Source organism: Raineyella sp. LH-20 (genome assembly GCF_033110965.1).
Lineage (GTDB): Bacteria > Actinomycetota > Actinomycetes > Propionibacteriales > Propionibacteriaceae > Raineyella.
The window spans coordinates 3,178,938-3,193,323 of sequence record NZ_CP137003.1; the positions used below are offsets into that span (position 1 = coordinate 3,178,938).

The 14,386-nt window shown below is 70.7% G+C and carries 12 protein-coding genes; 3 read left to right on the forward strand and 9 right to left on the reverse strand.

Going from position 1 to position 14,386, the window contains the following annotated elements:
* Positions 1-3 precede the first annotated feature (3 nt).
* The 4 genes from R0146_RS14040 to R0146_RS14055 form a co-directional block, all read right to left on the reverse strand.
* Positions 4-1,227, reverse strand: a complete 1,224-nt coding sequence (locus tag R0146_RS14040) for a hypothetical protein (RefSeq protein WP_317690475.1) — start codon at positions 1,225-1,227, stop codon at positions 4-6.
* Between the two features lie 94 nt (positions 1,228-1,321).
* A complete protein-coding gene (locus R0146_RS14045; RefSeq protein ID WP_317690476.1) occupies positions 1,322-2,008 on the reverse strand; it encodes a DUF1707 SHOCT-like domain-containing protein in 687 nt (228 codons plus the stop codon).
* The gene (gene cimA, locus R0146_RS14050) at positions 2,005-3,684 is read right to left on the reverse strand and encodes a citramalate synthase (protein WP_317690477.1); all 1,680 of its coding nucleotides are present in this window, start codon (positions 3,682-3,684) and stop codon (positions 2,005-2,007) included. Before cimA ends, R0146_RS14045 begins: the two co-directional genes overlap by 4 nt.
* 454 nt (positions 3,685-4,138) lie before the next feature.
* Entirely contained in the window at positions 4,139-5,227 is a 1,089-nt protein-coding gene (locus R0146_RS14055; protein ID WP_317690478.1) for a branched-chain amino acid aminotransferase, read from the reverse strand.
* Between the two features lie 131 nt (positions 5,228-5,358).
* Between R0146_RS14055 and R0146_RS14060 the strand changes: the two genes are divergently transcribed.
* Positions 5,359-6,429, forward strand: a complete 1,071-nt coding sequence (locus R0146_RS14060) for a 3-isopropylmalate dehydrogenase (RefSeq protein WP_317690479.1) — start codon at positions 5,359-5,361, stop codon at positions 6,427-6,429.
* A gap of 38 nt (positions 6,430-6,467) precedes the next feature.
* On the forward strand, positions 6,468-7,040 hold the full coding sequence (locus R0146_RS14065) for an O-methyltransferase (protein ID WP_317690480.1): 573 nt from the start codon (positions 6,468-6,470) through the stop codon (positions 7,038-7,040).
* Positions 7,041-7,541: 501 nt separating this feature from the next.
* Here the strand turns inward: R0146_RS14065 and ilvC are convergent.
* The 3 genes from ilvC to R0146_RS14080 all read right to left on the reverse strand — a co-directional run bounded on the left by ilvC (position 7,542) and on the right by R0146_RS14080 (position 10,993).
* A complete protein-coding gene (gene ilvC, locus R0146_RS14070) occupies positions 7,542-8,576 on the reverse strand; it encodes a ketol-acid reductoisomerase (RefSeq protein ID WP_317690481.1) in 1,035 nt (344 codons plus the stop codon).
* A gap of 132 nt (positions 8,577-8,708) precedes the next feature.
* Complete coding sequence (ilvN, locus tag R0146_RS14075) at positions 8,709-9,239, reverse strand: acetolactate synthase small subunit (protein WP_317690482.1); 531 nt, start codon at positions 9,237-9,239, stop codon at positions 8,709-8,711.
* The gene (locus R0146_RS14080; RefSeq protein ID WP_317690484.1) at positions 9,236-10,993 is read right to left on the reverse strand and encodes an acetolactate synthase large subunit; all 1,758 of its coding nucleotides are present in this window, start codon (positions 10,991-10,993) and stop codon (positions 9,236-9,238) included. Before R0146_RS14080 ends, ilvN begins: the two co-directional genes overlap by 4 nt.
* A 286-nt stretch (positions 10,994-11,279) precedes the next feature.
* Here R0146_RS14080 and R0146_RS14085 point away from each other — a divergent pair, with 286 nt between their 5' ends.
* Positions 11,280-11,981: a TenA family protein gene (locus R0146_RS14085; protein ID WP_317690485.1), complete on the forward strand. Its 702-nt coding sequence runs from the start codon at positions 11,280-11,282 to the stop codon at positions 11,979-11,981.
* Between the two features lie 36 nt (positions 11,982-12,017).
* Here R0146_RS14085 and R0146_RS14090 read toward each other — a convergent pair whose 3' ends face one another.
* Entirely contained in the window at positions 12,018-13,295 is a 1,278-nt protein-coding gene (locus R0146_RS14090; protein WP_317690486.1) for a glycosyltransferase 87 family protein, read from the reverse strand.
* 128 nt (positions 13,296-13,423) lie between these two features.
* Positions 13,424-14,386 (reverse strand): NAD(P)-dependent oxidoreductase, encoded by a 963-nt coding sequence (locus R0146_RS14095; RefSeq protein ID WP_317690487.1) that lies wholly within the window; start codon positions 14,384-14,386, stop codon positions 13,424-13,426.

Genomic DNA, 14,386 nt, shown 5'->3' on the forward strand with positions numbered 1-14,386 from the left:
GCCCTACCACCGGTCCGGACCGAACGCCCCACCGCCCCAGCCGGTCGGCGCCCAGGGCCGCCGCGGACCCGAGTGATCGGCGATCCAGCCGGCCGCGCCGGCCGGCGTCCCACGCAGTTCCCGCATGATCTTGGTGAGCCGCTGGCTGAGCGGCCACGGGTCGATCAGGTCCTCGGCGGACCACTCGACGACCACCCAGCCGAGCGACCGCAGGAAACGACGTGGACCGTCGACCCAGCTCGCGCGGTCCCCCGGCCACCCGGCGGGGACACCGTCCTCGTCGACCGGCCGGTCCACCACGACGCCGAGCACACCGACGTCCGGCCAACTGAACGGCACGCTGACGGTGCCCGGCGCCGCAGTGGGAGGACGGTCGGGTACGGCGTCGGCCGGCCGGAAAAGCTCCAGCGCGGCCTCCCACATCCAGAGGGGTTCGGTCTCGGCGGATCGCTGCGGCGCCCAGCGGCCGAGACCGCCGAGCGGGCCGTCCGGCTCGTCGGCCTCGCTCCACCCGTCCGACCGTCCCGTCTGCTCCCACAGGTAGGTGACGTCCAGCAGCGGCGCTGGGATCCCCAGGTGCTGGAGCAGCACCCGGCTCATCGTCTCGACCGGACCGGCCGCGTGCGGCGTCGCCTCCCGCAGCACCCGCCGGGTCTGGGCCAGACCGGTGCAGCCGCGCAGGTCGGCAAGCACCGTCTCGCAGGCCCGGCGCAGGGCCGCGGGATCCGGGGACGTGCGGAGGGCGGAGTCGGCCACCACCAGGCCGGTCAGCCCGCCGGGGTGCTCCCGCCTGGTGATGTCGACCACCGTACGGGCCACCGTGCTCACCGATAGCCCGTCGATCTCGCAGACGTGGGAGGCCGGCAGCCGGGTGGTGAGCACGTCGAGATCGGCGGTCGGCCCGCCGCCGCTCGGCCTCAGCACGGTGGCCGTCGCCGGCAGCCTCGCCAGGCCGGTCTGCAGGCCGTGCAGCAGGGCCGCGGAGATCCCGCCGATCGCGCCGGTGTGTCCCGGCCGAGCGCAGACGGCCCGGACGAGTTGGAGATGTCGCTCCACCTCATCGGCGGGCCGGCGCCGGGCGAAGACGCCGCGGCACACCCGGACGGCATCGCCCCGGCGTAGCGAGCGCTCGAGCAGCAACCGGTCGCCGCTGTAGTGGAGGACGTCGTCGGCGGTGAACAACTCGGTATCCGGCAACGCGACCGGCTTCGGGCGAACTGTGGTCATGCCCCCTATCCCAGGCCCGATCCGCATCGCCCTCAAGAGCGGCAGCGTTCCGCACAACACCGGGACAACACCCGGCGACGCGGACGACCCCGGTTCAGGCCTCCAGGGCCCGCAGACGTCGACGCTGGCGACGCCTTAGCAGCCACCGGTCGATGACGTTCGCCGGCCGGGCGACCAACCCGCCGAGGGTGACACTGCCGGTCAGTTCCAGCAGTGGTGCGCCGGGGGCCGGCCGGTCGGGCACCTTGATGTGGACCCCGCCGAGGCCCCTGGAGACCCTGTCCGCCCGGACCGCCCACCCTGCGGGGAGGATCAACCGGATGTCACCCGCGCCACCGGAGACCTCGATCTGGATCACCCGGGTCTCCGCCTTCGCCTCCAGACAGACCAGGGTCGCGTCGCCCAGGCCGGTCGACACCCTGATGTACGGCGGCAGTGACCACTCCCCCACCCGGCGGTCGTCGTCGAAGGGCGCCGAGATGATCAGCGGGTCCTCGGGGCGCCAGCCGGGCAGGGCGGACTCCCCCGGCAGGGCGACCTGGTCCAGCGGTCGGTTGAAGGGATGCAGGGCGGTGACGTCGTCGGCCATCGACGGGAGCACGGGCGTCAGATCGGCCACCAACTTGTCCAGGTCCCCGTACGTCCGGGCAGTGAGCGCCTGCTCCAGCCGCTCCCGCCCCTCCGGCATCGTCAGCCGGCCGTCGCCCACCGCATGCTGGAGCAGGTCGACGACCTGGTCACGCTCGGCGTCGCCGACGCGCATCGCGTCACGTTCAGTCACATCCCCGAGTCTACGGAGCCGCCGGCCCCCACGGTCTCCTCGACCTCATCGGCCCCGACGGTCTCCTCGACGTCAGCGGTCCCGACGCGGTTCTCGAACAGGTGGATCAACCCGTAGCGGTACGCGTCGCACAGCGCCTCCCAGGAGGCCTCGATGACGTTGGAGCCGACGCCGACGGTCGTCCACGTACGTTCCCCGTTGGTGGTGTCGATCAGCACCCGCACCAGGGCCTCGGTGCCCGAGGAACCGTCCAGGATCCGCACCCGGTAGTCCTGCAGGTCGTAGCCGGCGACGGCCGGATAGACCGGGATGAGCGCGCGGCGCAGCGCCATGTCGAGGGCGTTGACCGGGCCGTTGCCCTCGCCGACGAAGTACTGGGTCCGCCCCTGGGCGACGAGCTTGACGACGGCCTCGCTGACCGGGTCGTTGTCGCCGTTGGCGAACGAGGTGGTGGTCCAGTGCGCGACGGTGAACACCTCGGGCAGCCGGTCCAGCTGGTCGCGCAGCAGCAGCTCGAAGGAGGCGTCGGCGGCGTCGTACGTGTAGCCCTGCAGCTCCTTGGACTTCACCCGCTCGGTGACGGCGGCGGCCACCGTACGGTCCGAGAGGTCGAAGCCGAGCTGCTCGCCCTTGATCTGGATGTTCGCCCGGCCGGCCATGTCGGACACCAGCATCCGCATGTCGTTGCCGACCCGGGCCGGGTCGACATGCTGGTAGAGGTTCGGGTCGACCTTGATCGCCGAGGCGTGCAGCCCGGCCTTGTGGGCGAACGCCGAGGTGCCGACGTACGCCCGCCGCGGGCCGGCCGGCACATTGGTGATCTCGGCGATCGCCTGGGCCGTACGGGTCGCCTCCGCCAGGCTGCCCTCGGGCAGCACCTGCCAGCCGTACTTGACCTCCAGGTTGGCGACCACGCTGATGATGTCGGCGTTGCCGGTCCGCTCCCCGTAGCCGTTGACGCAGCCCTGGACGTGGCTGGCGCCGGCGTCGACGGCCGCCAGGGTGTTGGCCACCGCGCAGCCGGAGTCGTTGTGGCAGTGGATGCCGATCGGCGCGCCGACCTCGACCGCGGTCGACACGATCTCGCCCATCCAGCTCGGCAGCATGCCGCCGTTCGTGTCGCACAGGACGACCGCCTCGGCACCCGCCTCCGCGGCGGTGCGGACCACTTCCAGGGCGTACGCCCGGTCGAGGCGGAACCCGTCGAAGAAGTGCTCGGCGTCGATGAAGACCCGCATCCCCTCCGAGCGCAGATGGGTCACCGAGTCGCGCAGCATCTCGAGGTTCTCCGCCAGGGTGGTCCGCAGCGCCTCCTGGACATGTCCGACATGGCTCTTCGCGACCAGGGTCGCCACCCGGGCGCCGGAGTCGCGCAGTGCGCCGATCAACGGATCGTCGGCTGCCTTCACCCCGACCCGGCGGGTCATCCCGAACGCCACCAGCTCGGCGTTGTGCAACGCCAGCTCACCGGAGGTCGCCCGCCGGAAGAACTCGGAGTCCTTCGGGTTCGATCCCGGCCAGCCACCCTCGATGAACCCGACCCCGAAGTCGTCCAGGTAGGCGGCGATCCGGAGCTTGTCGTTGACGGACAGCTGCATGCCCTCCTGCTGCGAGCCGTCCCGCAGGGTGACGTCGTAGACGTGGAAGGTGGGCGGTGGGGTGGGAGTCGTGACCATGGACTCGGTCCTCTGTTCGATGGGTCGTACGCCCCTCGCGATGGCGATGGCGGACGGAGATGCGGTGGGATGGGCAACAAAAAACCTCCTGTACAGGGACAGGAGGTGGAGCGCGTCGGGGCCGGGGAGGGCTCAGACGCGCTCGGGAATAATGACCGTGCGACGTGTCATGCCGACCATCCTGCCCGCAGCCGTCCAGCCGCGCCACCCCCTTTCTCACGAAATGAGATCCGGACGGCGCCGATCGCCGGGATCGGCCCGCTCCGGACCCACGGACAGTGCGGGGGCGCCGCGGAGCGGCACGATCCGCGGACCGTACGCGCACGTGCCGTGAGGTCCCTGTCCCCGTGCGACGCACCGGCCGGTCCCCATCGGCCACTCCCGCAGACGAGGCACGGGGCGGGCCCCAGATCTGTGGGGTCCGCCCCGTGGCGGGAGCAGTGTGCGCCGCGACTCAGCAGACCTTGCGCATCCAGCCGTGGGGGTCGGCGACCCGGCCGTACTGGATGTCCAGCAGCGTCTGGCGGAAGCCCATGGTGACGGGACCGGAGGTGCCGTCACCCACCACATACTCCTCGTCGCCGTCCTTGAACGCCCGCACCGGGGCGACCACGGCGGCGGTGCCACAGGCAAAGGCCTCGGTGATCTCGCCGCTGCGGACCCGGGCGAGCATGTCATCGACCTCGATGTGTTCCTCCACCGGGTCCAGGCCGCGTTCGCGGGCCAGTTCGAGGATGGAGCGGCGAGTGACGCCCGGCAGGATCGTGCCGGTGAGCTCGGGGGTGTGCAGCCGGCCGTCGCGGGTCACCAGGAAGCAGTTCATCCCGCCGAACTCCTCGATGTAGCGCAACTGCGCCGCGTCGAGGAACAGCACCTGCGGACAGCCGTGGGCGTACGCCTCCTCCTGGCCGGCCAGGCTGGCGGCGTAGTTGCCGCCGCACTTGGCCGCGCCGGTGCCGCCGGGGGCGGCCCGGGTGTAGTGGCGCGAGACCCAGAAGTCGACCGGCTCGGCGCCGCCGGCGAAGTACGGGCCGGACGGCGAGGCGATGCAGTAGTAGCGGACGGTCCGGGCCGGGCGCACCCCGAGGAAGTCCTCGTGGGCGATGGTGAACGGCCGGATGTAGAGGCTGTCCTCGCCGCCGCCGGCAGGCACCCAGGCGGTGTCCTGACGGACCAGTGCCTCGATCGAGGCGACGAAGTCCTCGACCGGCAGCGTCGGCAGCGCCAGCCGTTCGGCCGAGTCGATCATCCGCTGGGCATTGGCCTCGGGGCGGAACAGCCAGATCGAGTCGTCGGCGTGACGGTAGGCCTTCAGCCCCTCGAAGACCTCCTGCGCGTAGTGGAAGACCGCGGAGGCCGGGTGGAAGGACTCGGCACCGTACGGTACGACCTTCGCGTCTCCCCAGCCGTCCTCAACGGTCCACGTGGCGACGGCCATGTGGTCGGTGAAGTGACGGCCGAACCCGGGCGCGGCCAGTACGGCAGCGCGCTCCTCGGCGGTCGCCGGGGACGGATCAGGGTGCACGTCGAAGCTCAAGCTCATGGAGGAGAATGTTAGTCCTCCCCCGCCTCCCCCGAGGCAGGTGAGACCCCTTCATCGGCCCGATCCCCGGACGGAACCCGGGGTTCGTGAGATCCGGCCCATCCGGCGGCGCCCGCCGATAGCCTGACGCCGTGTCTACTCAGAACTCTGCTGATCGCCCGTCCATCGCCGTGATCGCCGGCGACGGCATCGGTCCCGAGGTCGTCGCCGAGGGCCTCAAGGTCCTCGACGCCGTGGCCGGACCGGACGCCTTCGACAAGGTCCACTACGACCTGGGCGCCGACCGCTGGCTGCGCACCGGGGAGGTGCTGCCCGAAGCCGAGATGGAGTCCCTCGCCCAGCACGACGCCATCCTGCTGGGTGCGGTCGGCGCGGCCCCCGGGGACACCCGGATCCCGTCGGGCATCCTCGAGCGGGGCCTGCTGCTGAAGCTGCGTTTCGCCTTCGACCACTACGTCAACCTCCGCCCGTCGAAGCTCTACCCCGGTGTGCCCACCCCGCTGGCCCCGCATGTGACCGAGGGCAAGGAGATCGACTTCGTCGTCGTCCGTGAGGGCACCGAGGGCCTGTACGCCGGCAACGGCGGCCGGGTGCGCGCCGGCACCGTGCACGAGATCGCCACCGAGGTGTCGGTCAACACCGCGTACGGCGTGGAGCGGGTCGTCCGGTTCGCGTTCGCGCACGCGACGAAGCGGCGCAACAAGGTGACCCTGGTGCACAAGCACAACGTGCTGGTCAACGCCGGCGGACTGTGGCGCCGGATCTTCGAGGCCGTCGCGGCCGAGTACCCGCAGGTCGAGACCGACTACCTGCACATCGACGCCGCCACCATCTTCATGGCGACCGACCCCGCCCGCTTCGACGTGCTGGTCACCGACAACCTGTTCGGCGACATCATCACCGACCTGGCCGGCGCGGTGACCGGCGGCATCGGCCTGGCCGCCTCCGGCAACCTCAACCCATCCGGCGCCTACCCGTCGATGTTCGAGCCGGTGCACGGTTCCGCGCCCGATATCGCCGGCCAGCAGAAGGCCGATCCGACCGCCGCGATCCTCTCCGTCGCGATGATGCTGGACCACCTGGGCCGCACCGACGAGGCGGCCCGGATCGTCGCCGCCGTCGACGCCGACGTCCTCAGCCGGGGCACCGCGGTGCGCACCACCGCCGAGATCGGCGACGCGATCGCCGCCCGCCTGTCCTGATCCGGCGCTGTCCTGATCCGGCTCGAGCGCGCCGCGTCGTGAGTCTGTCCGCCTCCCCCTGGGACGTTCCCGACCTGGTCGGCAGCGCCCTGCGGGAATCGCTGCGGATCGGCTATCTCGATTCGACGCGCTCGGAGACCGGCCGGCTGCTGGCCACCCTGGCGGCCTCCCGGACCGGCACGATCGCCGATCTGGGCACCGGCTGCGGGGTGGGCGCGGCCTGGCTGCGCACCGGCGCCCCCGCAGGCACCCGGGTCGTCACGGTCGAGCGGGACCCGGGACTGGCCCGCAGCGCCGCCCGACTGTTCGCCGGCACGGGGGTCGAGGTGCTGGCCGGCGACTGGAGCACGATGGACTGGGCGGAGCATGACGTCACGACGCTCTCCCTGGTCACCGTGGACATGGAGACCGCCCGCGACCAGCGGGACCGGCTGGTTGACCTGCTCGCACCGGGCGCCTTCCTCGTCCTCGAGGATCCGCGTCCCTGGCAGGATCTCGGCACACCGCGCGACGGGGTGGCCCTGCAGGCATGGCTGCACGACCAGCGGCTGCTGTGCTGCGAGGTCTCCGTCGCTCCGGACGCCGGGCTGCTGCTCTGCACCCGGATCTGACCGTACGACACGATCCGGCCACCGGCGGTGAACGTCAGCTGCCATTGGGCTGGCCGGGACCTCCTTGACGAGGGCGGGACCGAACGTCGGCCAGAAGGTCCTTCATCGCAACACGCGACTTCGGACCGATGACCCGAGGTCCGGCGACGTAGTCACCGAACCACATCGCGGGGTGCCTCCGACCTTCTGGGAGACGCCCTTTGGACGTGAGCACCGGGCAGGCACTGCCCCGCTCATCTCGCCCGTGCGAATGTGCTCGTCATTCAACACATTCGCACGGGCGAAGCGATGAGCTCTACGTTTCGACCATGCCGCCCGCGTTCCCATCGCCGCGGTCGGTGCAAACCCCGCGGGCCGGCATCACCGTTGCGCTGAACGACGCACAGGCTGAACGATGCACAGAGGGCCGGGGATAACCCCCGGCCCTCTTCAGCACATCGTCGGACTCGGCTCAGTGACCCTGGGCCCTCGGGCTCAGGTCAGTGGGTCGAGCGCCACCGATCAACGCCCGGCCTGGCCCTCGACGTAGTCCTCGGTGCCCTTGGTGTCGACCCACGCCATCAGACCGCGCAGCTCCCGCCCGACGCTCTCGATCGGGTGCTCCTCGCCGGCCTTGCGGAAGGCGGTGAACTTCGGCTTGCCGTTGCGCTGGTCGTTCATGAAGTCGTTGGCGAAGGCCCCCGACTGGATGTCGGCCAGCAGGCTCTTCATTGCGGCGCGCGACTCCGGACCGATGACCCGGGGCCCGGCGATGTAGTCGCCGTACTCCGCGGTGTCGGAGATGGACCAGCGCATCTTGGCGATGCCGCCCTCGTACATCAGGTCGACGAGCAGCTTCAGCTCGTGCAGGCACTCGAAGTAGGCGATCTCCGGCTGGTAGCCGGCCTCGACCAGGGTCTCCCACCCGGCGGTGACCAGGTGCGACATGCCGCCGCAGAGGACGGCCTGCTCGCCGAACAGATCGGTCTCGGTCTCTTCGGTGAAGGTGGTCTTGATGACCCCGGCGCGGGCGGCGCCGATGCCGGCGGCCCAGGAGAGCGCCAGCGCCTCACCGTTGCCCTGCGGGTCCTGCTCGACGGCGATCAGCGCCGGGACGCCACGGCCGTTCTCGAACTCACGGCGGACCAGGTGGCCGGGGCCCTTGGGGGCGACCATCGCCACGGTGACACCGGCCGGGGGCTTGATGAAGCCGAAGCGGATGTTGAAGCCGTGGGCGAAGAACAGCGCGTCGCCGTCCTTCAGGTTCGGGGCGATCTCGGCGTTGTAGAGATCCGCCTGGACCTGGTCGGGCGCGAGGATCATGATGACGTCGGCCTCGGCAGCGGCCTCCGCCGGGGTGAGGACCCGCAGGCCCTGCTCCTCGGCACGGGCCCGGGAACGGCTGCCGGGCTGCAGGCCGATCCGGACGTCCACGCCCGAGTCACGCAGGTTGAGCGAGTGGGCGTGCCCCTGCGAGCCATAGCCGATGACGGCGACCTTGCGACCCTGGATGATCGAGAGGTCGGCGTCCTTGTCGTAGAACATTTCAGCTGCCACTGAGGTAACTCCTTGTGTTGTGAGGTGGGTAGTCCGGCACCCGGCCCCGTACGTGCCACCCTAGAGGAGAGGGGACGTACGGGGCCCGGCGGTTTCACCCGTTGGGTCTGATTCAGCACCGGGTCTGCTGGTTCAGCGCTGGGTCTGCTGGGCCCGCTCCCTGCGGGTCTTCTCGCTGATCGACTTGGACCCTCGACCGAGGGCGACCAGGCCGGACTGGGCGAGTTCGCGGATGCCGTACGGCTCCAGCATGGCCAGCAGCGAGTCGAGCTTGTCCGGGTTGCCGGTGACGACCATGGTGATCGACTCGGGGGTGACGTCGACCGTCCTGGCCTTGAACAGCTGGACGATGTCGAGGATCTCGCTGCGGGTGTTCGCGTCGCAGCGGACCTTGACCACCTGGAGCTCGCGACGGATCGCGTCCGGCTCCAGTTCGACGATCTTGAGCACCTCGATCAGCTTGTTGAGCTGCTTGGTGATCTGCTCGAGGACGAGATCGTCGACGTCGACGACGACCGTCATCCGGGAGATGCCTTCGTTCTCGGTCGGGCCGACGGCCAACGACTCGATGTTGTATCCGCGGCGGGAGAAGAGCGCGGCGACACGGGTGAGGACACCCGGCTTGTCCGCGACGAGGACGCTCAGCGTACGGTGACTGCTCACAGTTCTTCCTCTTCCCACTTCGGCGCCATGTCGCGCGCGATCCTGATGTCGTCGTTGCTGAGGCCGGCGGCCACCATCGGCCACACCATGGCGTCCTTGTGCACCACGAATTCCACCACCACAGGGCGGTCGTTGATCGCCATCGCCTGCTCGATCACCGCATCGACCTCCTCGGCGGTCTCGGCCCGCAGTCCGACGCAGCCCATCGCCTCGGCGAGCTTCGGGAAGTCCGGGATGCGATAGGAGTGCAGGTCGGTGTTGGAGTAGCGGGCGTTGTAGAACAGCGTCTGCCACTGGCGCACCATGCCGAGCGACTCGTTGTTGATCACCGCGATCTTGATCGGGATGCCCTCCAGGGCGCAGGTGACCAGCTCCTGGTTGGTCATCTGGAAACAACCGTCACCGTCGATGCCCCAGACCACCGCGTCGGGCTGGCCGACCTTGGCGCCCATCGCGGCGGGCACGCAGTAGCCCATGGTGCCGAGGCCGCCGGAGTTGAGCCAGTGACCCGGCTTCTCGAACGGCAGGAAGTGCGCCGACCACATCTGGTGCTGCCCCACGCCGGTGACGTAGTAGGCATCCGGGCCGGCGATCTGGCCGATGCGCTGGATCACCTGCTGCGGGGAGAGCCGGTCCAGCCCCTCCTCCCAGCCGAGCGGGTACTTGGCGGCCATCTCGGTGAGGTAGCCGGTCCAGGCGCTGTAGTCGGGCATCGACGACTCGGCCCGCAGCGTCTGGTTGAGGTCGATCAGCACCTCGCGGACGTCGCCGACGATCGGGACGTCGGCGATCCGGTTCTTCGAGATCTCGGCCGGGTCGATGTCGGCGTGGATGACCTTCGCCCCGGGGGCGAAGGAGTCCAGCCGTCCGGTGACCCGGTCGTCGAAGCGGGTGCCCAGCGCGATCAGCAGGTCGGACTGCTGCAGCGCGCCCACCGCCGCGACCGTACCGTGCATGCCGGGCATGCCGAAGTTGAGCGGATGGGAGTCCGGGAAGGCGCCGCGGGCCATCAACGTGGTCACCACCGGGATCCCGGTGAGCTCGACCAACTCGGCCAGTTCCGCGGCGGCCTGTGCCTTGATCACGCCGCCGCCGACGTAGAGCACCGGGCGGCGGGCCTCGGTGATCAGCCGCGCGGCCTCCTTGACCTGGCGGTGGTGCGGCCGGGTGGTCGGGTGGTAGCCGGGCAGGTCGATCTCGTCGGGCCAGACGAACGCTGCGGTGCCCTGCAAGGCGTCCTTGGTGATGTCCACCAGCACCGGTCCGGGGCGACCGGACGAGGCGATGTAGAAGGCCTCCTTGATCGCCAGCGGGATGTCCTCGGCCTTCGTCACCAGGAAGCTGTGCTTGGTCACCGGCATCGTGATGCCGCGGATGTCGGCCTCCTGGAAGGCGTCGGTGCCGATCATCGACGAGCCGACCTGCCCCGTGATCGCGACCATCGGGACCGAGTCCATCATCGCGTCGGTGATCGGGGTGACCAGGTTGGTGGCACCCGGCCCGGAGGTCGCCATGCAGACGCCGACCCGGCCGGTCGTCATCGCGTAGCCCTGGGCGGCGTGGCCGGCCCCCTGCTCGTGACGGCAGAGGATGTGCCGGATCTGCGTGGAGTCCAGCAGCGGGTCGTACGCCGGCAGGATGGCACCGCCGGGGAGGCCGAAAATGACGTCTACCCCGACGTGCTCCAACGACCGGACCAGCGCCTGCGCGCCGGTCAGCATCGGTGTGGTGGACGTAGCGGTTGTGTCCTCCATGGCCTCTCTACTTCCTCTGGACGGATGGGTCGTCGGTGATCCTGCAACAAAAAACCCCCGCCGCCACGTGGCGTGCGAGGGAAGCGTGTCCGGTCGGGGCAAGCCCGAGGGACACGCTAGGAGACTACGAGAATCAAGCCGAGCACGGAAAGAACACTCCCGCACCGGCGATGATCCTGTCAACCGATCCGCAAGGATTCCCAGCATGTGGATGTGATGTTGGTCACGGCGACGGTGACCGGGCAGTCCGGACGTCCGGGCACGGCGGCTGCCCTAGGGTGGCGGCATGCCCTTCACCGCCACGCTGCGCGATACGTACGCCGACCTGTTCGAGGCGTTCTGGGCCCATCCGTTCTTCCGGGGGCTGCTCGACGCCACGGCCGCGAAGGAGGCGGTGGTGCACTACGTCGGCCAGGACGTGCAGTACCTGCGGTCGTTCCTGCGGTGCTACGGACTCGGGATGGCGATGGCGCCGGACACCGACTGGACCGCCTTCTTCCTCGACGGCGCACGGCTGATGCTCGAGGAGGAGCCGGACGCGCACCGGGCACTGGTCGAGCACTTCGGCGTCGACTACGAAGCCTGCCAGGCGTCCCGGCTGACGCCGACGTCCCAGGCGTACGCCGACCACATGGAGCTGGCCGGCCACGACACCCTCGGGGTGCTGATGGCCGCCCTGCTGCCCTGCCAGTGGACGTACACCTGGGCGGCGCTGCGCGCCTTCCGCGAGCAGGCGCCGGGGCCGGACCACCCGTTCCGGGCCTGGTTCGACTTCTACGCCTCCGAGGACTGCCAGGCCCTGGTGGCCGACTACCGCGACCGGATCGACGCGCTCGCCGCGGCGGCCGGCCCGGAGGAACGGACCCGGATGGAGCGTGCCTTCGCCGACTCGATGTACCACGAGGTCGCGTTCTGGCAGATGGCCGCCTCCGGGGAGACCTGGGAGCGGCTGCCGGCCCGCATCCTGCAGCCGCGGGACGCCGGCTGACTCCCGCCGGGCGATCAGGCGGCGATCAGCGGGCGATCAGCCGACCGGAGCCACCGTCTCCGATCGATCCGCCTCCTCGACCGCCCGGGCGTACGCCGCGGCTTCACCGCGCGGCCGGCGGAGCAGTGCGACGAACAGGCCGACGTACAGCACCAGGCCGACCAGTGGCGTGACGTTGGCGAGCAGATCCTGGCCGAAGGTATAGTGCGCCGCGGCGTCGAAGGTGTACGGCAGGACGGTCAGTGGCAGCTGGATGCTGATCCACACCCCCCAGGCCAGCCCGATCCGGCGGACCCAGGTCGGCAGGCCGGTGTCGGTGATCACCGCGACGAGCAGCGGCAGCACCCAGACGAAGTGGTGGGTCCAGGCGAGCGGCGAGGCAAGGTTCGTGGCAAGGCCCACCAGGGCCAGCGCGAAGACCCGGTGGCCGGTCAGCCACCAGTACCGAGCCACGACGATCGCCAGCAGGGCGACCAGCACCCCGAGCAGCACACCGGCCGCCCGGCCGGGCAGGTCGAGCCCGAAGAACCGGGTGGCCAGGCCCGACATCGACTGGTTGCCGACGTACTGGGGCCCGGAGGTGCCGGCCGGGATGTCACCGGTCCAGAACCGCAGGCTCTCCCTCGGCAGGACCAGGACACCGAGCAGGGTGGCCACCGCGAACGCCGCCGCACTGGTCCAGGCGATCCGAGCCCGCCGGGCGAACAGGGCGAAGACACCGAACAGGGCTGGGGTGAGCTTGATCGCGGCGGCGACGCCGATGCCGACGCCCCGCGGCCAGCGGCGGCGTCGGTCGGGCAGCAGGTCGAGCACCACCAGGGCCATCAGCAGAGTGTTCACCTGGCCGTAGCCGAGGGTGGTCCGCAACGGTTCGACAGCCACCAGGGCGGTGGCGCCGACCAGGCCGAGGACCCCGCCGCGCGGCACGCCGCAGCGGCGCAGCACCGACTGCTGGGCCCACACCAGCAGGGCGATCCACAGCAGGCGCCACAGCCACACCGGGCCGACTGCCAGCGGCAGCATGATGATCGCCGCGAACGGCGGATAGATGTACGCCAGGTTCCAGCCCGGGCTCAACACGTCGTAGATGCCCTGACCCGACAGCAACGACTGGACACCGAACCGGTAGACGTCGAGGTCGATCATCGCCGGCGCCCACGGCCACGGGCGACCACCGCTGATGATGAACGGCACCAGGATCACGGCCACCGCGAACGGCAGTCCGTACTCCACCAGGAAACGTACGACCCGGCCGGCGGGCCGGCCCTCGAGCCCCGGCCGTCCGGACGGCCGCTCCGCCACCGACTCCCCCACCGGTCCGGACTCCCCCGACCCAGACTGCTCCGCCGGCACACGCTGCTCCGCCGGCACACGCTGCTCCGCCCGCACAGGCGGCTCCACCGGCACCGGCCGTTCCGCCGGTGCCGTCTCCCCCGCCGGCGTCACAGAACGTTCCTCAACGGCTCCCCGGCGGCCCAGCGACGGAGCTGGGCGCCGATCAGCGCGTCGGCCCGCGGCTGGAAAGCGTCGGACCAGCCACCGACGTGCGGGGTGATGGTCACCCCCGGAGTAGTCCACAGCGGATGGTCGGCCGGCAGCGGCTCCGGGTCGGTGACGTCGAGGGCGGCGCGCAGCCGACCGCTCGCACACTCGGCGAGCAACGCCTCGGTGTCGACGATCCGACCGCGGGCGACGTTGACGACCAGCGCGCCGTCCGGCAGCAGAGCGAGGGCCTCGGCGTCCAGCAGGTGTTCGGTCTGCTCGGTGAGCGGGGCGATGACGAAGAGCACGTCGGTGACCGGCAGCAACTCCGGCAGGTGCTCGAACGGATGCACGTACGGTTCGCCGCCGGCCAGGTCGCCGACGCGTTCCCGCCGGGCGACCAGGGTGATCCCGGCGGTCTCGAAGCCCTCCAGCCGACGCCGGATCGCGTGACCGATCCGCCCATAGCCGAGGATCAGGGCCCGTCGGTCGGCCAGCGAGCGGCCGAACGCGCGACTCCACCGTCGCGCGGGGTCGGCGCCGTTGCGGGCATGGACGTCGATCGCCCGCAGGTTGGCCAGGGCCAGTCCGAGGGCGAGTTCGGCGGTGGAGGTGTCGTGGATGCCGGCACCGGTGCACAACGTCACGCCGTCCGGGACGAGCGGCACCAGGTCCTCGTAGCCGGCCAGCAGTGACTGGACGACCTTCAGCCGAGGCATCTCGGCGGCGCGGGACAGCCCCAGGGAGCCGGTCAGGTAGGGCAGCACCAGGAACTCCACCTCGCCGAGCGTGTCGGGCCAGCGAATCGCGTCACCGGCGCAGTCCTCGGTGGTGAAGAAATCCACGTCGACGCCCTCGGGAAGCGACCCGAGGTGAGCCTCCGCCTCCTCCCGATCCGCGTACGGCAGCCATGCCAGCCCCAT